Consider the following 19,946-nt stretch of genomic DNA (forward strand, 5'->3'; position numbering starts at 1 on the left):
CCTTAGCGCTGCCGGCCGTCGTCGGGGCTGTCCTTCCGGGCAGCCTCGGCGGCGGCTTTTTGCACCACAGCCTCAAGCTCATCGGCCGTGAGCAGCTCCCGGTGCAGGTGCTTGGTACGGTAGCCGGCGCGGCCCACCATGTGGGCGGATACGGGCACCGTCAGCAGCTGGAAGATCCAGGCCACCACCAGCACCGGCCACACCCACCATGTCCGCATCTGCAGCCCAATCGCGGCCAGCAGCAGGAACAGGCCCAGGACCTGGGGCTTGGTGGCGGCGTGCATGCGGCTCAGCAGGTCAGGAAAACGGAGCAGGCCGATCGCGGCGCCCAGGGACATGAGTGCCCCCACCACCATGAATATGGCCGACACAAGGTCGATCCAGGCGTCGGGGCCGGAAAAGTCAGGATTCATCAGGCTTCACCCTCCGGTCCGCCACGAACCTGGCCACCGTCACGGACCCGATAAAGCCGATGACGGAGATGGCCACCACCAGCATCAGGTTGTTCAGGTGCCGGTTCACGGCCATGTCAATGCACAATGCCCCGCCCAGGATGGCCAGCAGCACGTCGGTGGCAAGCACCCGGTCCAGCAGCGAAGGTCCGCGGGCGATCCGGATAATGGCCGCCGCGGCGGCCAGCGAGAAGATGACGGCTGTAACAGCCAGGACCAGGTGCATCATGCGGCGGCCTCCATTCGGACGGCTTCAAGTTCTTCCCGGCTGCCCATGATGCGGATCAGGCCGGCCTCGATGGACCGCACTTCGTCCCGCAGGCCCTCCACGTCTTCCGGCGAGGTGATGTTGAGTGCGTGCAGGTAGAGGGTGGACGTGGAACGGTCCACCTCCACCACCAGCGACCCCGGGATCAGGGAGATGACGTGCCCGGTGGCGGTGACGATCAGGTCCTGGTGGCTGCGCAACCGCACGGCGACGACGGCGTTGGTCACCTTGGGCCCGCGGACCGTGGCGAGGTAGAGCACCTGGGCGCTGGCCACCACCACTTTCCACAGGAACACCAGGGCAAAGGGCACCGCGTAAAGGATATTGAAGCGGCCGCTGAGTTCCACCGGCGGAAGGTAGAAGAGCCGGGCCACACCCACGGCCAGCAGGGCACCGAACAGGAGGTTGCCGGGGCTGAAATCCTGCCAGAGGGCGCCCCAGACAACCACCAGCCAGACCAGGAGCGGCAGTTCCTGGCGCAGGGAGATGCGTTTGCGGCTCATCGTGTTCCTCCCCCGGCGCCTGTCCCGGCGCTTGTCCCGCCCATGGCTCCCGGTACGGCGGTGCCCTCACCCAGGACCGCCTGGATGTACGGTGCCCGGTCCAACATGTCCCGTGCTGCCCGGTCCGAGAGACTGAACAGCGGCCCGGCGAAAATGGTCAGGGCGAAACCGAGGACCACCAGGCCCGCCGTCGAACCCACCATGGTGCGCGGCAGGAGGGTCACGGTGTTGTTGGCCTTGGCTCCGGGCCCTGAAGCCCTCGCCCCAGGTGCGGCGAGCAGCACCGGGTCCGGATGTTCGGCGTCGGTTGGGCGGCGCCAGAATGCGCGGTTCCATACCCTGGCGATGGCCAGCAGCGTCAGGAGGCTGGTCACCACGCCGCCGATCACCAGCGCGTAGGCCAGGGGCGTGCCGAGTTCAATACCGGCCTGCAGCAGCCCCACCTTGCCCAGGAATCCGGAGAACGGCGGGATGCCGGCCAGGTTCATGCCGGGAATGAAGAACAGCAGGGCCAGCATGGGCGAGAGCTTGGCCAGGCCACCCAGCCGGTCCACCGAGGAGCTGCCGCCGCGGCGTTCGATGAGGCCGGTCACCAGGAAGAGGCTGGTCTGGATGGTGATGTGGTGGGCCACGTAGAACACGGCGGCCGCCAGGCCTACCGCGGAGGACATGGCCAGCCCGAACACCATGTAGCCGATGTGGCTGACCAGGGTGAACGATAGGAGTCGCTTGATGTCGCTCTGCGCCAGCGCACCCAGTATGCCCACCAGCATGGTCAGCAGCGCCGCCACCATCAGGGGCGTGTTCAGGGTGTCGCCGGGAAAAAGCAGGGTCTCCGTCCGGACCATCGCGTACACGCCCACCTTGGTCAGCAGGCCGGCGAACACCGCGGTGACCGGCGCCGGGGCCGTGGGGTAGGAGTCCGGGAGCCAGAAGGACAGCGGGAAGACGGCTGCCTTGATGCCGAACGCCACCAGCAGCATCACGTGCAGGAGCGTTTTGGTGCCCTGGTCCAGGCCGCCGAGCTTGAGGGCCAGGTCCGCCATGTTGACCGTGCCGGTGGCGCCGTAGACCATGGCGATGGCGATCAGGAACAGCACGGAGGACACTACGGACACCACCACGTAGGTGACGCCGGCCCTGATGCGTGGTCCGGTGCCGCCCAAGGTCATCAGCACGTAGCTTGCGGTCAGCAGGATCTCGAAGCCGACGTACAGGTTGAAGAGGTCCCCCGACAGGAACGCGTTGGACACCCCGGCCACCAGGATCAGGTAGGTGGGGTGGAAGATCGAGACCGGAGCGTCCTCGTCGCCGTCGGCCATGCCCTGCCCGGTGGCGTAGACCAGCACGGCGAGGCTCACGGCGGAGGACACCACCAGCATCAGCGACGAGAACTGGTCCACCACCATGACGATGCCGAACGGCGGTACCCAGCCGCCAATGTTCACCGCGGTGGTGCCGCCGTTCCAGGCGGACGCCAGCAGGAGGCATTCAAGGAGCAGGGTCAGTGACAGCAGGGCGATGCTCACCGCACGCTGGGCGCGGGAGTGCCGGATCAGCAGGAAGGTGAGGGCGGCGCCCAGGATGGGAAGGACGACGGCGAGCGGGGCCAGGCTGGCGATGTTCACTTTCCGCCTCCTTCCGGGTTGGGGTCAACGTTGAGCGAGCCGGGCTGTTCCTCCGCGGCAGCGTGTTCGGCGGGCATTTCCCGGCCGCCGGCGGTGACAGTTGCAAGCGGGAACTCGGAGGTTTCCGCGGGAATTTCAGCGTCGTCCTCGGCGTCAAAGCTGGGCGTCGCGGCCACGCGGCGGTCCTCAAGGTCATCCTGGATTTCGTCCTGGCGGGCCAGGACCCAGGTGCGGTAGATGATGCCCAGCATGAACGCCGTGACCGCGAAGGAAATCACGATCGAGGTCAGGATCAAGGCCTGCGGCAACGGGTCGTTGTACTCTTGGGCGGCCGTGTCCTTGGCGAACAGCGGCGCCAGGCCGGCGTAGCCCCCGGTGGCCAGGATCAGCAGGTTGGTGGCGTTGGCCAGCAGCATCAGCCCCAGCAGTACGCGGGTGAGGCTGCGTTCCAGGATCAGGTAGATGCCGCAGGCGTACAGGGCGCCCATCACGATCAGCAGGGTCAGGTTGACGCTCATGCGCGGCCCCTCGCGGTGGTCTCGGCAGGAATCCCGTCCGGTTCCTGTTCCTGCTGATCCTGTTCCCGCAGCTGGCCTGCAGTGCGGTCCGGCTCCTGCCCGTGCCGGTCATGGTCCGGCTCGTGCCCGCCCCCGGCGGACCGTTCCTCCATGTGCTCATCGATTTCAGCCCCGAGGCTGCGCAGCACGTCCAGCACCAGGCCCACCACCACGATGTACACGCCGATATCGAAGATGGTGGAGGTGACGAACTTGATGTCCCCGAACACGGGCAGCCACACCTGGATGATGGCGGACTGGAATACCTGGCCGCCCAGCAGCAGGGGCATCACCCCGGAGATGGCCGCCAGGGCCAGGCCGGTCCCCAGCAGGCCGCCGGCACTGATCGGTGCCGCCTCCCGGAGTTCGAAGCGCCCTCCGGCCAGGTAGCGGATGGTCAGTGCCAGGCCTGCGGTGAGGCCGCCGGCAAAGCCGCCTCCGGGCAGGTTGTGGCCCGCCAGCAGCAGGTAGAGCGAGAAGATGATCATGGAGTGGAAGATCAGGCGGGTGATCACCTCGAAGATGATGGAACGGCGTTCCGGGGCCAGCGTCCGCCCTGCCACGATCCAGGCGTCGCGGGCCGAGGCTGCAAACCTCCGGCTGATGGCCAGTGCGGCCCCGTCACGGGATCCGGGGTCCACGCCGCGGTAGCGTCCCACCGTGCCCTCCGCAACGGACGCCGACGCCTGCAGGCGGTCGCCGCGTCCCCGCACGAAGATCAGGCTGGCCACGCCGGTGGCGGCGAGCGCCAGCACGCTGATTTCCCCGAACGTATCCCAGGCGCGGATGTCCACCAGGGTCACGTTGACAACGTTCAAGCCGCCGCCGCCCTCGTAGGCGAGCTGCGGGAACTGCAGCGAGATGGGAATGGCGGTGCGGGCCCCCATGGCGAAGATGGCAGCGAACACCATGGTCACGCCGAATCCCAAGCCGATGATGACGCGCACCACCCGGTACCTGCCGCCGGTACGGTCGCGCAGTTCGGGCGGCAGGCTGCGCATGGCCAGGACGAAGGCCACCAGGATGATGGTCTCCACCAGCATCTGCGTGAGGGCCAGGTCCGGGGCGCCCTGCAGGGCAAACACCAGGGCGATGCCGTACCCGGTCACGGACACCATCAGGACTGCAAGGAAGCGTTTGTTGGCCTTGACGGCGGCGAGCGCGCCAATCACGATGCCTGCACCCGCCACGAGCTGCAGCGGGGAGTTGGGATCCACCAGGTAGATGTTCTGCGGCATGGCGGTGCGGCCCAGCATGATGGCCACGAGCGGCAGGACGAATGCCACGCTGAGGATCACGGCAAGGTAGAAGTACAGGGAACCGCGCTGCGTGCGCCCGGTAATCCACACTGCAACATCGTCCAGGGCCCCGATGGTCAGCTGGTAGGCGCGGTCGCCGTCCACCCACGCCGGGACCAGCGACTGGGCGCGGGCCACCGCGTTGCGGCCAAAGTACATGGCGGCGCCCAGCATGAAGGTGAGGGCTGTCAGCCCGAGCGCCGGAGTGAATCCATGCCACAGCGCAAGGTGCCCTGCCTGCTGGGCCGGAGTGCCGGCGTCGGGCGCTGTGGAAGCGAAAAGCGCCGCGTACGGCTGGATCCAGGCGTCCACGGGAACCGGCCAGAGCCCATAAACAATGGTGAGGAGGCTGAGGATGGCGGGAGCGGCGAGGAAGGAGGGCGTGATCGCCTTGAACGGGGTGGGTTCCACGCCTGGCTTGACGGCAAAGGCACCCCATATGAAGCGGGCGCTGTAGGCAAAGGTGAGGATGGAACCCAGCACCAGCCCCACCAGGACCACCAGGCCCCACGGTCCGGAGTGCGGTTCCTTGGCGTGGTGCACAAAAGCTTCCAGCACCGATTCCTTGGCCACGAAGCCGCCCAGCAGCGGAATGCCCGCCATGGACGCGGCACCAATTGCGGCCACGATGCCCAAAGCGCGTGAGGAGCGGAAAACGCCGGACAGCTTACGCACGTCCCGGGTTCCGGACTGGTGGTCGATGATGCCCACCACCAGGAAGAGCGTGGCCTTGAACAGGCCGTGGGCAAGCAGCATGGCCAGGCCCGCCAGCGCGGCGTCGGGTGTTCCCAGGCCCACCACCATGGTGAGGAAGCCAAGCTGGCTGACGGTGCCGTACGCAAGGATCAGCTTGATGTCGGTTTGCCGCAGCGCCCGGTAGCCGCCCACCAGCATGGTGGCCAGGCCCAGCCCCAGGACTACGGGCTGCCAGTAGGCCGTCTCCGAAAAGCCGGGCGCGAGCCGCGCCACCAGGTAAATACCTGCTTTGACCATGGCGGCGGCGTGCAGGTAGGCGCTCACGGGCGTGGGTGCGGCCATGGCGCCGGGCAGCCAGAAGTGGAACGGGACCAGCGCCGACTTGGTGATGGCACCCACCAGGATGAGGACGACGGCGGCGCTTACCATGGCGGCCGAAGGGCCGGTTGCCAGCGCCGCAGCTTGCTCCATGATGCTGGAAATGCGGTAGGTCCCGGCGGTGTAGCCGAGCATGATGAGGCCCACCAGCATGGCCAGGCCTCCGGCGGTGGTGACCATCAGGGCCTGGAGGGCGGAGCGGCGGGCGGCAAGCCTGGTCCGGGCGAAACCGATCAGCAGGTAGGACAGGATGGTGGTCAGTTCCCAGAAGATGAACAGCAGCAGGAGGTCATCCGCTGTGACCAGGCCGAACATGGCGCCGGCGAAAGCCAGCAGTTGGGCGCCGAACGCACCCAGGTCCTGGTCCTTCCTCTTGAAGTACCGTGCGCAGTAGACCAGCACCAGGGAGCCGACGCCGAGCACCAGCAGGGACATCACCCAGGCCAGCGCATCCATGCGGAAGGCCAGTTCCAGGTGGAGGCTGGGGATCCAATCGAACGTTTCGGTGATGGTTCCGGGACCGGAATAGATGGGGCCGTGCTGGAGCATCAGCCAGCCGAAGGAAACCGCGGGAACTGCAGCAAGCGCGTAAAAAGCGTTGCGGCCCCAGACCCTGAAAAGGAAGGGCGCGAGGACAGCCACCGAAAAGTGCACGGCAAGGACTGTGATCACTGGATTCTCCGCAACGTCAGGGATTCGATTGTCAAAAGTTGGAGCAGGCGGCAAAAAAGTAAGGTTCGGGAGGGCCCAGTTTACCAAGGTAGGTGCGCTATCCTTCACCCCTCACTGGCTCGCGACCGGCAGAATCCCCGGCAGCACGGGGCCGCGCTCCCCCGGGTGTTCGCCGTCGGCGGATACGATGCATCGTATGAACAGCGCCAGCGCGCCGGGGGCAATGCAGCCGGCCTCGGAACTCGAATCCGGAACCCCCGCCTCCAGCAAGGGCCGCATACTGGCCTGGGCCTCCTGGGACTGGGGCTCAGCGGCCTTCAACGCAGTGATGACCACCTTCGTCTTCACCGTCTACCTGACATCCAACGCCTTCGGCGGCGAGGACAGCGCATCAGCCGTGCTGGGCGCGGCCCTGGCCGTGGGCGGATTCGCCATCGCGCTGCTGGCACCCGTGACCGGCCAGCGCTCCGACGCGGGCGGCCGGCGGAAGCTGTGGCTGGGAGTGAACTCAGCCGCCGTCGCCATCCTCACGGCCCTGTGCTTCTTCGTGTTCCCGCGCCCGGAGTTCCTGCTCCTCGGGGCATGCCTGATCGCCCTGGGCAACGTGTTCTTCGAATTCGCCGGGGTCAACTACAACGCCATGCTGGCCCAGGTTTCCACGCCACAGAACATCGGAAAAGTCAGTGGCTTCGGCTGGGGCGCCGGCTACCTGGGCGGGATCGTGGCCCTCCTGATCGTCCTGCAACTGTTCGTCCAGCCCGCCTTTGACTGGTTCGGTGCGTCCACCCAGGACAGCCTCAACATCCGGCTCGTGGCGGTCTTCTCCGCCCTGTGGTTCCTCGTCTTCGCCCTTCCTGTCCTGTTCGCCGTCCCTGAGGTTCCGCGGTCCGCCCAGGCAACGCGCCTGGGTTTCCTGGCCAGCTACGGCCTGTTGTTCCGGCGGATCAAGGCCATCTACGCCACCAGCCCGCACACCATTTACTTCCTGCTGGCCAGCGCCGTCTTCCGTGACGGGCTCGCCGCGGTCTTCACGTTTGGCGGGATCATCGCTGCCGGCACGTTTGGCTTTGCCCTGTCCCAGGTGATTTTCTTCGCCATCTTCGGGAACGTGGTGGCGGCCATCGGCGCGATGCTGGGCGGGTTCCTGGACGACAAAGTGGGCCCCAAGGCTGTCATCACCGGCTCCCTGGTGGGACTCCTCGTGGCCGGGACCGCCATCCTGGTCCTGGGCAACGGAACATATTCCATTTTTGGAATGCAGTGGGCGGGCAGCACCACGTTCTGGGTGTTCGGGCTGTTCCTCTGCCTGTTCGTCGGGCCGGCCCAGTCCTCGTCCCGCGCGTACCTGGCCCGGCTGGCACCGCACGGGGAGTCCGGCGAACTCTTCGGGCTGTATGCCACCACCGGCCGGGCCGTCAGCTTCCTGGCGCCCGCCCTGTTCACGCTCTGCATCACCCTGGCAACCCCACTGGTGCCTGCCGGCCAGGCACAGCGGTGGGGCATCCTGGGCATCATGGTAGTCCTGCTGGCGGGACTCCTGGTGCTGCTCCCGGTGAAATCACCCGAAAAGGCGCCCGTCGCCGTCGTACCCGCCAACTGAAACACCCCGCTCGGGTCCTGGACCGGGACTCCGCCAAGCAGTGCAACGCAGACTAGGCTGGACCCATGAACGTGGACGAAACGAACCTTCCGGGCCTGGGCCTCCGGAAGGACTTCATGACCGCCTCCGGACGCCGCATCGGCGTGGTGGAGCGGCGGGAAGGCCAGACGGAACTCATCGTTTCCACCTGGGACGACCCCGACACCTGCCAGGCTTCAATTCCGCTGACCAGCGACGAAGCAGCCACCCTTGGCAACCTCCTGGGCGGCACCCACCTGGCCATGAAGCTCGCCGAGGAGCACAAGGACGTGCCGGGCATTGTCACCCGCCAGTTCTCCATCGCCGCCGACTCCCCGTTCCAGAACCAACCCATGGGCAAGGCATCCATCCGCACCCGGAGCGGCGTTTCCATCGTTGCCATCATGCGCGAGGGTGAGGTGCTGCCATCGCCCGGGCCCGACGTCGTCCTCCACCCCGGCGACCTGCTGGTGGCAGTGGGCACTCAGGAAGGCCTCGACTCAGCGGCCCATATCCTGCGCCACGGCTAGTTCCCATGGACCCGCTGGCCCAGACCCTCGTTGAACTGGGGGCCGTCGTGTTCTGCCTCGGCCTCCTGGCCAGGCTGGCCGGACGGATCGGCATGTCGCCCATCCCGTTCTACCTGCTGGGCGGGCTGGCATTCGGTGCCGGCGGCATCATCAAGCTCGAAGGCATGCACGAGTTCGCCCATCTCTCCGGCGAGATCGGCGTCATCCTGCTCCTACTTATGCTCGGGCTGGAATATACGGCTGCTGAACTTTTCACCGGGCTGCGCCGATCGTGGCAGGCCGGCATCCTGGACCTCGTCCTGAACTTCCTGCCCGGGGCCGGGCTCGCCCTGCTCCTGGGCTGGGGCGGCGTGGGAGCGATGGTCATGGGCGGGGTCACCTACATCTCCTCCTCGGGTATCGCCGCAAAAGTCATCACGGACCTGGGCCGGCTTGGAAACCGCGAAACACCCGTGGTGCTGTCCATCCTGGTGTTCGAGGACCTGGCCATGGCCGTCTACCTGCCCATCCTCACGGCCACGCTGGCGGGGGTCAGTTTCCTGGGCGGGCTGACCACCGTGGGGATTGCCCTGGCGGTGGTCAGCGTGGTGCTGATGGTGGCGCTGCGGCATGGGCACCACGTGTCCAAGGCCGTCCACAGCGAGAACTCCGAAGTCTTCCTGCTCAACGTCCTGGGCGCCGCCTTGCTTGTGGCGGGCGTAGCATCCGCCATGCAGGTCTCCGCAGCAGTGGGTGCCTTCATGCTGGGCATCGCCATCTCAGGCGCCACCGCGCACAATGCCACCCGGATCCTTGAGCCGCTGCGGGACCTGTTTGCCGCGATCTTCTTTGTGGCGTTCGGGCTCAACACGGACCCCACCTCCATTCCGCCGGTCCTGGGCTGGGCCCTGGTCCTCGCGGTGGCCACGGCGGGCACCAAGATGATCACCGGGATCTGGGCCGCCAAGCAGGCCGGGATCGCCCGGCCCGGACGTTTCCGGGCGGGCGCCGCCCTGGTGGCCCGCGGCGAATTCTCCATCGTGATTGCCGGCCTGGCTGTGGCCTCGGGGGCGGTTCCGCATGACCTCGCCGCGCTGGCCACCGCCTACGTGCTGCTGATGGCAGTGCTGGGTCCGCTGGCCGCGCGCTATGTGGAACCGCTAACCAAGCCGTTCATCCGGCCGCGGGCAGTGGCCCCGCAGCTTTAGGCAGGAAAGGTTTTAGGAGCACGGGAGCTTAGGGCGCGTGGAAGCCTTCGGCGCTCGAAAGCCTTGGGCGCGCAGCTCCTGATGGCGCCGCTAAATGCTGGTGCGGTGGAAGTTCAGGTGGCTGCGGCTGGCGGTAGGGCCGCGCTGGCCCTGGTACCGGTTTCCGTACTCCCCCTGGCCGTACGGGTATTCTGCAGCCGAGCTGAGCCGGAAGAAGCAGAGCTGGCCAATCTTCATGCCCGGCCACAGCTTGATGGGCAGCGTTGCCATGTTGGACAGCTCAAGGGTGACGTGGCCGGAAAAGCCGGGGTCGATGAACCCTGCAGTGGAGTGCGTCAGCAGGCCCAGCCGGCCCAGCGATGACTTGCCTTCCAGACGGGCAGCGATGTCATCGGGCAGCGTGACGGTCTCATAGGTGGAACCCAGGACAAACTCCCCCGGGTGCAGGATAAAGGCCTCGTCCTGCTCCACTTCCACCAGCCGGGTCAGCTCGGGCTGCTCCTGGGCAGGATCAATGTGCGCGTACTTGTGGTTGTCGAACAACCGGAAGAACTTATCGATCCGGACATCCACGGACGACGGCTGGACCATCGCCGGATCGTACGGTTCCAGGACGATCCGCTGGGTATCAATTTCGGCTCGAATGTCGCGGTCAGAGATCAGCACCGTCCCAAATTACCGTATCGGTTATCCACAGCCACACTTTCCCGTTGTTGCTGTGGCCTCCTGGGGCTAATGTTGCGAATGAAAGCCGCCGGAATGGTCTCCCGGGTGGCATAACAGAGCTGGGGATGTTGTGAATAAATTAGTGGCACCGTCTTTTATTGGCGTGCTCTGTGCATTGGCGTTGGTCTCTTCGTCCGCTGCCGCACCACCCAAGCCGCTGCCATTCGGCCAGGCGTCGGGCACAGCGAGCATCACCCTGCAGACTCCGCTGGTCCGCAGCGGGGGAACCTCCACCCAGGCGGACCCGGCAGGAAGACTGACTCCTGCCGTGGACCCTGATATCCGTGCCGCTTCCCCTTTGACCGTGGCAAGCCCGGCACCGGAGCCCGCTCCCCCCACGGCCACGCCCGCGCCGGACCCCGCGCCTCCGTCCGATGCAGGGTTTGCTCCTGCCACGGAAACGGTGGCGTCTCCGGAGGCCACTGCCGCTTCCACGGATCCCACACCCCAAACGGCGTCCATCCCTCCGCTGTGGGCACCGGACCAGGAACTGGCCTCACCGTCCACAACGCAGCCGGCGGCTCCCCAATCCGCCCCGGTCCTTTCCACCGAGGCACTGGTCCCGGACAGCAACTCGTCCGCCGTCCTTACCGTGTTCACCAAGATCAACGAGTACCGGGTGGCCAACGGCCTGAACAAGGTCAAGTACCACCCCACGGTGGCCGGGATGTCGCAGGAATGGTCGGACAGCATCGCCTCGCGTGAAGTGATCGAGCACCGTGCGAGTTTCTGGACCGATCCCCGGGCCCTGAATCCCAACAACGGCGCCGGCGAAGTCATTGCCATCCGCACCGACCGCGACGCCGCCCAGCTCGTGGAGTGGTGGAAGGGATCGCCGGGCCACAACGCCATGCTTCTAGACCCGCGCTTCAACGTCATGGGCGCCGGGATCTCCTACACCAACTCCACCTATCAAATCTGGGGTGTGGTGAACTTTTTCGGATACACCACGCTGCCGGCAGGCACCCTCGATTCCCCGGGCGGCGCAGGGTCGGGCGGAGCTTTCCCTCCGCCGCCGCCAAGCCTGTGCGACGCGCCCGTCAAGCACATGCCGCCCACCCTCAACCTCGCTGCCGCGGCAATCACCGGCCCGGCCGACCTCGTTTCCGTCGACTCCGCCGGCCAGCTGCTGAACCGGGCCTCCACCGGGCCCCGCACCTACGCCGCGCCCAAGGTCATCGGATCCGGGTTTGGCGGAGCCAAGGAAGTCTTTGTCACCGACTGGGACCGGGACGGCGCCTATGACGTCTTGACGCAGTGGACCGGCGGCAACCTGACCCTGCACAGGGGGATCGCCAGTGGCGGGTTCCAGGCGCCCATCACCCTGGGTACCGGCGGCTGGAACACCCTGACCCTGGCGGTCGGGGGCTGGTGTGCCAACAACCGCATGCCCCAGATCCTGGCCCTGGACAGCGCCGGCAACCTGTTCTTGTATGCCAACAAGGGCACGGGGGATATCGCGGACAGGGTCGCCATTTCCACCGGCGTCTACGCCTCCCGACTCTCCATGGTGGACTACGACGCCGACGGCTTCCAGGACGTCCTGGCGTTGAAGGCTGACGGCACCGTGCAGCTCTACCGCGGTTGGGGCACCACCGCCGTTCGCGCTGAGGCCCGGCCCACCGTCGCGACGGGGTGGACAGATGTTACGGGAATCCGGGCGCTGCGCAATGTCACCGGGCTGAATTCCACTGGCATAGCGCTTCGGCGGGCCAACGACACCGTGCAGTACTGGGACCTGACCTCGGGAAGCCTGGCGTCGCCGTCGAACATTGCCGGCCCTTGGGCCGGGCAACGGCTGGCGCAGTAAGCAAAAGCCGGCACCCGCAGCTGAAACCGGAACCCTGCGGCCCGCAGCCGGCCTCAGATTGCCGGCTGCAGTTCCAGTACGTGCTTCAGCCGGTCCAGCTGGGCCACGTCGGAGCTGACACGGCGCTGGAGCATCCCGTCGAGGAACGTGAACCTGCTGAGGAAACCGAAGCGGCCCACACGTTTCGCTTCCATGGAAAACCGCACGCGGGTCCCGGCGTCCTCGGTGCTGAGGTAGTAGCCGCCCCAGCGGGTGGCGGGGCCGGAGACAATGTGGAATTCAATTTCCGCCCCGGGCCGCAGGTTGGTGATCTCCAGCTCCGCCGGGATGCTTAGTCCGGAACGGCCGGCCACCATTTTGCGGTACACCGCGCCGGTGGCATCGGCCGGCCCCTGAATGAGTTTCACGCTCCGGACGTCGCTGCGCCAGGCGGGAAGGTTGGTCGCGTCAAGGAGGTATTGGTACACGGCCATGGCGTCGCGTTCTATGAGGACCTCGTGCTCTGCGATTGCCATGTAAAAAAGTTCCTGTGGTTGACGTCGGCTGCCGCAATAGCTGCCTCCCCCAAATGCGGCCGCTACCCGGAACAGGTTAGCCAGCGCTCCCCGCCCGGACCTAGCAGGCAGCGCGGACGTTATTGAAGAGTTACTGGATGACGTCGCCGGGTTGCAGCTCAGGATTTAAGGACACGAAGCCGCTGCTAGCCCGGTTGGCGGGGAGCCCGCAGATCTGCGCTAAGCTAAGTTCTGCCCCGCTCGAGCGAGGGCGCTGCGGCTGTAGCTCAATGGTAGAGCGCTAGCTTCCCAAGCTTGATACGCGGGTTCGATTCCCGTCAGCCGCTCCAATCCCTTCCTGCCGGACCAGGCCCCCTCCCCTTTTGCCTGGGCCTTGCCGGCACGGCCCTGTTACGCCGCCGCCCGCCGCGCGATCTGCACCGGATGCCGCCGGTCCCGCCAGTCCACTTTGAGCTGCAGCGAGCCCTTCCGCGCCAGGATTGCTGCCACCGTCGCGGCCGCAAGCGCCGGGACGCCGCCGGAGACCAGCAGGGCAACGTGCGGATTGGCGTGTTCGGCGATCGAGCCCAGAATGGGACTGCCCAGCGCCTGGCCCCCGATCTGCACCATGATGTACAGGCTCATCACGCGGCCGCGGATGCCCATGTTGGAACTGACCTGCACCAGCTGGTTGCAGCCCGTCAGGAACATGAGGCACCAGAATCCGGACAGCACCATCACCGCCCCGAAGGTCACCATGGACGGGGCAAGCGCGGCAAGGCACAGCATCAGGCCGTACATCCCGGCACAGAACACCACGGACCGTAGGCGCAGTTGACGACGGCGGGTGGATGCCACGGCGCCGGACAGGGCACCGAGTGCCACCAAGGCGTTGAGCACGCCGTAACCGCCGGCGCCTACCTGGAAGATGTGGTCCGCGAAGGCGGCGAGGATTACGGGCAGGCTCATGGCGAAGACTGAGACGAATCCGGCCATCAGCCAGGGCCAGTAGATGGTTGGCTTGCTCAAGGCATAGCGGAGCCCCTCCCGCAGCATCCCCTTGCTCTTGGGTGTGGGCGCGCTGACGAACAGCTGGTCCTTCCGCAGGACCAGGAGCATCACCACGGTGGAGCAGCAGGCCAGGGCGTTGGCCGCAAAGGCCCAGCCGGCGCCCACCGCCGTCAGCAGCAGGCCTGCGATGGCCGGGCCGATCAGGCCGCCCAGCTGGAAGGTGGTGGAGTTGACGCTGATGGCGTTCCGCAAATAGGTGGGGCCCACAAGTTCGTTGACGAACACTTGGCGTGCAGGCTGGTCCAGGACTGTCACCAAGCCCAGGATCAGAGCAATGCCGTAGACGTGCCACACCATGATGACGCCGGTGAGGGCAAGGGTGGCCAGCGTTGCGGCAAGGACGGCAGCCATGCTCTGGCACAGGATGAGGATCTTGCGCTTGGCGAACCGGTCGGCGATCATGCCGCCCCAAGGGCCCAGCAGCAAAGAGGGCAGGAACTGCAGCGCCACGGTGATGCCCACGGCTGTCACCGAGCCGGAGAGCTGGAGCACCAGCCAGTCCTGGGCAATCCGCTGCATCCAGATGGCGATGACGGCGATGAAGTGGCCGGCAGCAAAGATCCGGAAGTTGGGAACCTTCAGCGAGATGAAGGTGTGCTTCCAGGGCAGCCGATCGGCGACGACCGGGATCGGCTGGGTTTGGTTTTCCGGCGGCGCTGAGCCCGCCGCGTCGATGACTGGTTGGGAAATGGAGGCCGACGAAGGCGGTGGGGGTGCCACAGGAATGTCCTCAAAATTGCGGGGCGGTCTGGGATGTCCTTAACGCTAGGCTGGCAGAGCAGATTATGGAGGCGTATGGTCCCTATAACTCGTATTGCAATACGCAATAGAAGCGCCTCCCCCGAGACACCGGAGTCCAGCATGTTCGAACCAGCCCAGTTGCGCTCCTTCCTGGCCGTTGCCGACACCCTAAGCTTCACCAAGGCCGCCGAGCGCCTGGGACTGGCCCAGCCAACCATCAGCCAGCACATCCGCAAGCTGGAGGCGGCAGCCAAACGCAGCCTGATCACGCGCGATACCCGTGACGTCCGGCTCACGGACAACGGCGACGCCATGGCCGGATTCGCCCGGAATATCCTGTCCGCCCACGACGCTGCCGCCCGCTACTTTTCCGGCTCAGCGATGCGGGGCCGGCTGCGGTTCGGCACCGCGGACGACCTCGCCATCACGGGGCTGCCCCGGATCCTGCGCGAGTTCCGGCAGATCTACCCCCAGATCAACCTGGAACTGACGGTGGGGCAAAGCGACCAGCTGTACCGCAAGCTCAATGCCGGACAGCTGGACCTGGTCTTCGTGAAATGGGTGGCCGGGGCAAAGGACGGCACGGTGGTCCAGCACGATTCCTTCTCCTGGGTGGGCCTGGAGCAGACCGTGATGGAGCCGGGCACCCCAGTACCGCTGATCGCCTACCCCGCCCCGAGCCTCAGCCGGAAGCTCGCCATCGATGCGCTCGAAGCGCACGGCAGGACGTGGCGGATCACCTGCACCACCCGGCAAATCAGCGGCGTGCTGGCAGCGGTCCGGGCCGGGATCGGCGTCGCGGTGATGCCGACGTCACTGGTCCCCGAAGACCTGAAGATCATCACCCGCCGCTTCGACCTTCCCGCCGTGGGGGACGTGGACTTCACCCTGATCCGCAATCCGCTGGCAAACGCCGAAGTGATCGACGCCCTCACCCAGTCCATTGTCGGACGGACCATTAACCGGCAAACCTAACTCTCTTCGCGCATGATTTCCAGCATTTGGGGGAGTTAGGGGGTCCGTGTCCATTGATAGGGGAACTGGCATAGCCTATGCTGATTTTTCAAGGTCAAGCAGCAGGCCAGTTCACTAAATCAAGCGCGTCCCGGCATGCCGGAAACGCCGCTTGGGACAGGCAGCCAATGACGACAGCCAGGAACATCCATCTCGGTTCTGCCCACGCACGCCCGTACTCTGCACCGCGGCCGTCCACGCGCCAGAACACCCTCGGAACCGGACACGCCTCCCTTGACTCCGGTTACGTGGGAAAACCAACCTGCGACAAATGCCGTACTGACGAATTCGTCTACCTTGAGTCGTACATTCCGCCCACGTACCGGCGTGACGGAAGCGTGGCCACCCTTGGCGAGGTAGCCTACACCTGCACCCGCTGCGAGGATTTCTCCGCGCACAGCGTCCCGGCCACCTGGGCACCACCCGGCTGGTACCTGGGCTAAAGGACATAGAAAAGGTCCGGTGGTTGGGCTTGTGTAAACAAGCCCAACCACCGGACCTTTTTACCGCCTGCCTGCCCTAGATCAGCGTGTCCGACAGGTGGTTTGGGGTACCGAAGCGGTGGGCGGTGATGCTGACGGCCTGCTCGTGCAGGAACGGCAGCAGCTCCACCCGGCCGGCCTCAGTAACGGCGTGGGCGTAGATGGCCAGGTCCGGGCGTCCGCCGGTCGCTTCGGCCAGTGCGGAAGCGTCGCCTCCGATCAGGCGGATGCGCGCCCCGGACAGCCTGCCCGCCGCGGCGAGGTGCCCCGCCGAAGCCAGCCAGTCGGCGTCGGACTCCACCGTCACGTCGATGTCCTGCGCGGTGAGCACGGAGCGCAGCTGGGCGGGAAGTTCGACGGCGGTGGACACCGTGAGTGCCGAACCCGCCAGCACCCCGGCTGCCACAGTCCGGACGAGGTGTGCCAGCGGCACGCCTTCGGAGAGGCGGATGGTGACCGGCAGGCTGCGGTAGCGGAAGACGTTGCGCTCGGCGCTCAGCCCGGAGACGTCCTTGGCGGTGCCGAACTCCTCAGCCCAGGCCTCGGCGTCGGACGCCAGGGCACGCTGCACGGACTCGAGCTCGGCGGCCTGCAGGGCTGAACCGGTTGCATCCAGGATGCGCCGCACCCCCGCGTGGGTGACAGAGGCAGTAGCCGTACTCTCGGCCGGCGCCCAATCCCCCAGCCCCGCCAGGTAGTTGGGGCCGCCCGCCTTGGTGCCGGCGCCAACGGCAGACTTCTTCCAGCCACCGAAGGGCTGGCGCTGGACAATGGCGCCGGTGATGCCCCGGTTCACGTAGAGATTGCCGGCCTGGATGGTGTCCAGCCAGATGCCGAGTTCTTCAGTGTCGAGCGAGTGCAGGCCCGCCGTGAGGCCGTACTCGATCTGGTTCTGGATGGCGATGGCCTCTTCCAGCGTCTCGGCGGTCATTACACCCAGGACGGGGCCGAAGAACTCGGTGAGGTGGAAGTAGGAACCGCGCTTGACGCCGTAGCGCACGCCCGGGCTCCAGAGCCGGCCGGTGCCGTCCAGCTTCTTCGGTTCCACGGCCCAGTTTTCGCCGTCGCCCAGGGTGGTGAGGGCGTTGAGCAGCTTGCCGTTGGCGGGCTCGATGATCGGGCCCATCTGGCTGGTGGGGTCCTGCGGGTAGCCAACCTTGAGGGAGGTGACGGCGTCGATCAGCTGGTTGTGGAACCGCTTGGACTTGGCCACCGAGCCCACCAGGATCACCAGCGAGGCGGCGGAGCACTTCTGCCCGGCGTGGCCGAATGCAGAGTAGGCCACATCCTTTGCAGCGAGGTCCAGGTCAGCGCTCGGAGTGACGATTATGGCGTTCTTGCCGCTGGTTTCGGCCAGCAGCGGCAGGTCCTTGCGGAAGGAGCGGAACAGTTCGGCGGTTTCGTAGCCGCCGGTGAGGATCACGCGGTCCACGGCGGGGTGGCTGATGAGCTGGGTGCCGAGCTCCCGCTCCCCCAGCTGCACCATGGTCAGCGCGCCCTTGGGCACGCCGGCCTCCCACAGCGCTTCCACCATGACGGCGCCGCTGCGGGCGGCCTGTTTGGCAGGTTTAATCACGACGGCGGAGCCGGCGGCGAGTGCCGCAAGGGTGGACCCAGCGGGGATGGCGACCGGGAAGTTCCATGGCGGGGTCACAACGGTGAGCTTGGCTGGGACGAACGTCGCGCCGTCGACCGTGTCCAGCTTGCGGGCGGACTCGGCGTAGTAGTGGGCAAAGTCCACTGCCTCGCTGACCTCGGGATCGCCCTGGTCGATGGTCTTGCCGGTCTCGCTCGCCATGACCTCAAGCAGGTCCGCACGGCGGGACTCCAGAATCTCGCCCGCTCGGTGCAGGATCTCCGCACGCTCGTTGCCGGACAGCCGGCCCCAGGCCTTGCCCTTCTCCAGCGCGTTATCGATGGCGCTGTTGAGCGTTTCCTCATCGTTGATGAAGGCAGCCTTCACCGAGGCGTCGCCCAGGGTGGAGGACGGGACCCGCTCCAGGATGGCGCGGCCCCAGGAGCGGTTGGCCGGAAGCGCGGGATCGGTGTCCGGGGTGTTCCGGAACCCGGTGTGCGGCATGGCCTCCGGCGGAAGGGTCCGGTCCTGCCGGCGGTTGGGCAGGGGGACGGTGTTGTCCAGCGCCTCCAGCGAGGAGAGGAAACGCTGCTTCTCGCGCTCGAACAGCCCTTCGTTTTCGCTGAGCTCGAATACCGCAGACATGAAGTTTTCCTGGCTGGCGCCTTCTTCCAGGCGGCGGATCAAATAGGCGATGGCGACGTCGAACTCGGACGGGTGCACCACGGGCGTGTAGAGCAGCAGGGAGCCGACGTCTTTCTTGACGGCCTCGGCCTGGCCTTGCGCCATGCCCAGCAGCATCTCGAATTCGATGCCGGACTCGACGCCGCGCTGCTTGGCCAGGAGCCACGCGAAGGCAATGTCGAACAGGTTGTGGCCGGCCACGCCGATGCGGATGTTCCTGATCCGCTCGGGGTGCAGCGCGTAGTTGATGACGCTCTTGTAGCTGGTGTCCGAGTCCTGCTTTGAACCCCAGGTGGCCAGCGGCCAGTCGTGCAGCGAGGCTTCCACCTGTTCCATGGGCAGGTTGGCGCCCTTCACCACGCGGACCTTGATGCCGGCGCCGCCGTTGGCACGGCGCTCCGCGGCCCAGTCCTGCAGGCGCATCATGGCGGACAGCGCGTCCGGGAGGTAGGCCTGCAGCACAATGCCGGCTTCCAGGTTCTTGAACTCGGGCTTGTCCAGGATCCGGGTGAAGACCGCAATAGTCATGTCCAGGTCCTTGTACTCCTCCATGTCAAGGTTGATGAACTTGGCCTTGCGGCCGCCTGCGGCGAAGGAGTTGGCGCGCTGGAAGAGCGGGGTGAGCTTTTCGACGACGTGTTCCACAGCCTCGTCGAAGGCCCAGGCGGAGTGCGGTGCCACCGTGGAGGAGACCTTGATGGAAACGTAGTCGACGTCGGGACGCGCCAGCAGGGTGTGCGTGCCCTCGAGGCGGCGGGAGGCCTCGTGCTCGCCGAGGACTGCCTCGCCGAGCAGGTTGACGTTGAGCTTGATGCCGTCCTTCTTGATCTTGGCGATGGCCGGGCCCAGCTTGGCGTCGGTGGCGTCCACGATCAGGTGGCCCACCATTTCGCGCAGTACCTTGCGGGCGATGGGGATGACCACTTGCGGCATGACGGGGGCCATGGTGCCGCCGAGTGCCACGGCGCTGCGCATGTACCAGGGCAGGAAGGCCGGAACCTTGGGAGCGAGTGCGGCAAGGTTGCGGGCGGCAACGTTCAGGTCCTCGGGACGGACCACACCGTCCACGAAGCCGACGGTGAAGGCCAGGCCGTTGGGGTCCTTGAGGACGCCGGCAAGCTGCTGGGCCGACGGGTCCACCGGCACCTTGGCGGCCTCGGTGAGCCAGTGGCGGACCAGGGCCACTGCCTCATCGGCGAGGGCCTTTGCCCGGGGGACGTCGACGTCGACCGTCTGCGGGGTGGCCGCTTTGGTGACTGCCGGTTCCATTGCAACGTGGGTCATTGTTTTCCCGATCTTTCTTGCTGTGGGAGGGGTCTTTCCACCAGTATGAGTGTCGAGTCACATAAGATAAAGCGATCTTTTCCAACCAATACAGGTTAGGAAAACCGATGAATAGTTCGGCCGCCCCAAGGGTCCTTAAATGCCGGCGGCAGGCCTCCCACCCTCCCCGGTTGCTCTATCACTTTTGGTCCCTAATACGGCTGTTTAGGGACCAAAAGTGATAGAGCAACGCGGGTTTTGGGCGGGATGCCTGCCGGTAGTTGGACGTCGGGGTTGG

Annotated in this window: 16 protein-coding genes and 1 tRNA gene; 7 read left to right on the top strand and 10 right to left on the bottom strand. The window is 66.3% G+C overall.

The window, feature by feature from the left end:
* Positions 1–2 precede the first annotated feature (2 nt).
* From mnhG to ACIGJD_RS18625, 6 genes are read right to left on the bottom strand one after another with little or no spacing between them, the layout of a single operon-like run.
* Entirely contained in the window at positions 3–413 is a 411-nt protein-coding gene (mnhG, locus tag ACIGJD_RS18600; protein ID WP_236820669.1) for a monovalent cation/H(+) antiporter subunit G, read from the bottom strand.
* Positions 403–681 carry an MrpF/PhaF family protein gene (locus tag ACIGJD_RS18605; protein WP_483687471.1) on the bottom strand — a complete coding sequence of 93 codons (279 nt, stop codon included), beginning with the start codon at positions 679–681 and terminating at the stop codon, positions 403–405. Before ACIGJD_RS18605 ends, mnhG begins: the two co-directional genes overlap by 11 nt.
* Entirely contained in the window at positions 678–1,223 is a 546-nt protein-coding gene (locus tag ACIGJD_RS18610) for a Na+/H+ antiporter subunit E (RefSeq protein WP_483687472.1), read from the bottom strand. The genes ACIGJD_RS18605 and ACIGJD_RS18610 overlap by 4 nt, the downstream gene beginning before the upstream one ends.
* Complete coding sequence (locus ACIGJD_RS18615; RefSeq protein WP_483687473.1) at positions 1,220–2,851, bottom strand: Na+/H+ antiporter subunit D; 1,632 nt, start codon at positions 2,849–2,851, stop codon at positions 1,220–1,222. The genes ACIGJD_RS18610 and ACIGJD_RS18615 overlap by 4 nt, the downstream gene beginning before the upstream one ends.
* Positions 2,848–3,369, bottom strand: a complete 522-nt coding sequence (locus ACIGJD_RS18620; protein ID WP_483687474.1) for a Na(+)/H(+) antiporter subunit C — start codon at positions 3,367–3,369, stop codon at positions 2,848–2,850. The genes ACIGJD_RS18615 and ACIGJD_RS18620 overlap by 4 nt, the downstream gene beginning before the upstream one ends.
* Entirely contained in the window at positions 3,366–6,452 is a 3,087-nt protein-coding gene (locus ACIGJD_RS18625; RefSeq protein WP_483687475.1) for a Na+/H+ antiporter subunit A, read from the bottom strand. Before ACIGJD_RS18625 ends, ACIGJD_RS18620 begins: the two co-directional genes overlap by 4 nt.
* A gap of 196 nt (positions 6,453–6,648) precedes the next feature.
* Between ACIGJD_RS18625 and ACIGJD_RS18630 the strand changes: the two genes are divergently transcribed.
* From ACIGJD_RS18630 to ACIGJD_RS18640, 3 genes are all read left to right on the top strand, one after another.
* Entirely contained in the window at positions 6,649–8,052 is a 1,404-nt protein-coding gene (locus ACIGJD_RS18630) for an MFS transporter (RefSeq protein WP_483687476.1), read from the top strand.
* Between the two features lie 65 nt (positions 8,053–8,117).
* Positions 8,118–8,600 carry a cation:proton antiporter regulatory subunit gene (locus ACIGJD_RS18635; protein WP_142132335.1) on the top strand — a complete coding sequence of 161 codons (483 nt, stop codon included), beginning with the start codon at positions 8,118–8,120 and terminating at the stop codon, positions 8,598–8,600.
* 5 nt (positions 8,601–8,605) lie between these two features.
* Positions 8,606–9,787, top strand: coding sequence for a cation:proton antiporter (locus ACIGJD_RS18640; protein WP_483687477.1), 1,182 nt, complete (start codon positions 8,606–8,608; stop codon positions 9,785–9,787).
* 90 nt (positions 9,788–9,877) lie between these two features.
* On the opposite strand, the gene dcd is transcribed toward ACIGJD_RS18640, so the two are convergent.
* Positions 9,878–10,453 carry a dCTP deaminase gene (gene dcd / locus ACIGJD_RS18645; protein ID WP_483687478.1) on the bottom strand — a complete coding sequence of 192 codons (576 nt, stop codon included), beginning with the start codon at positions 10,451–10,453 and terminating at the stop codon, positions 9,878–9,880.
* A 142-nt stretch (positions 10,454–10,595) separates the two neighbouring features.
* On the opposite strand from dcd, the gene ACIGJD_RS18650 reads away from it, so the two are divergent.
* Entirely contained in the window at positions 10,596–12,323 is a 1,728-nt protein-coding gene (locus ACIGJD_RS18650) for a CAP domain-containing protein (RefSeq protein WP_483687479.1), read from the top strand.
* A 53-nt stretch (positions 12,324–12,376) separates the two neighbouring features.
* On the opposite strand, the gene ACIGJD_RS18655 is transcribed toward ACIGJD_RS18650, so the two are convergent.
* On the bottom strand, positions 12,377–12,838 hold the full coding sequence (locus ACIGJD_RS18655) for an SRPBCC family protein (protein ID WP_483687480.1): 462 nt from the start codon (positions 12,836–12,838) through the stop codon (positions 12,377–12,379).
* 255 nt (positions 12,839–13,093) lie between these two features.
* Between ACIGJD_RS18655 and ACIGJD_RS18660 the strand changes: the two genes are divergently transcribed.
* Positions 13,094–13,167 (top strand) — tRNA-Gly (locus ACIGJD_RS18660).
* 61 nt (positions 13,168–13,228) lie between these two features.
* On the opposite strand, the gene ACIGJD_RS18665 is transcribed toward ACIGJD_RS18660, so the two are convergent.
* A complete protein-coding gene (locus ACIGJD_RS18665; protein WP_483687481.1) occupies positions 13,229–14,608 on the bottom strand; it encodes an MFS transporter in 1,380 nt (459 codons plus the stop codon).
* Positions 14,609–14,749: 141 nt separating this feature from the next.
* Here ACIGJD_RS18665 and ACIGJD_RS18670 point away from each other — a divergent pair, with 141 nt between their 5' ends.
* Positions 14,750–15,604 carry a LysR substrate-binding domain-containing protein gene (locus tag ACIGJD_RS18670; RefSeq protein WP_236799974.1) on the top strand — a complete coding sequence of 285 codons (855 nt, stop codon included), beginning with the start codon at positions 14,750–14,752 and terminating at the stop codon, positions 15,602–15,604.
* A 167-nt stretch (positions 15,605–15,771) separates the two neighbouring features.
* Positions 15,772–16,086 carry a hypothetical protein gene (locus ACIGJD_RS18675; RefSeq protein ID WP_236799977.1) on the top strand — a complete coding sequence of 105 codons (315 nt, stop codon included), beginning with the start codon at positions 15,772–15,774 and terminating at the stop codon, positions 16,084–16,086.
* 76 nt (positions 16,087–16,162) lie between these two features.
* On the opposite strand, the gene ACIGJD_RS18680 is transcribed toward ACIGJD_RS18675, so the two are convergent.
* Positions 16,163–19,669 (bottom strand): bifunctional proline dehydrogenase/L-glutamate gamma-semialdehyde dehydrogenase, encoded by a 3,507-nt coding sequence (locus ACIGJD_RS18680; protein WP_483687482.1) that lies wholly within the window; start codon positions 19,667–19,669, stop codon positions 16,163–16,165.
* Positions 19,670–19,946 lie beyond the last annotated feature (277 nt).

The organism is Arthrobacter sp. E1SS-5, assembly GCF_057073715.1.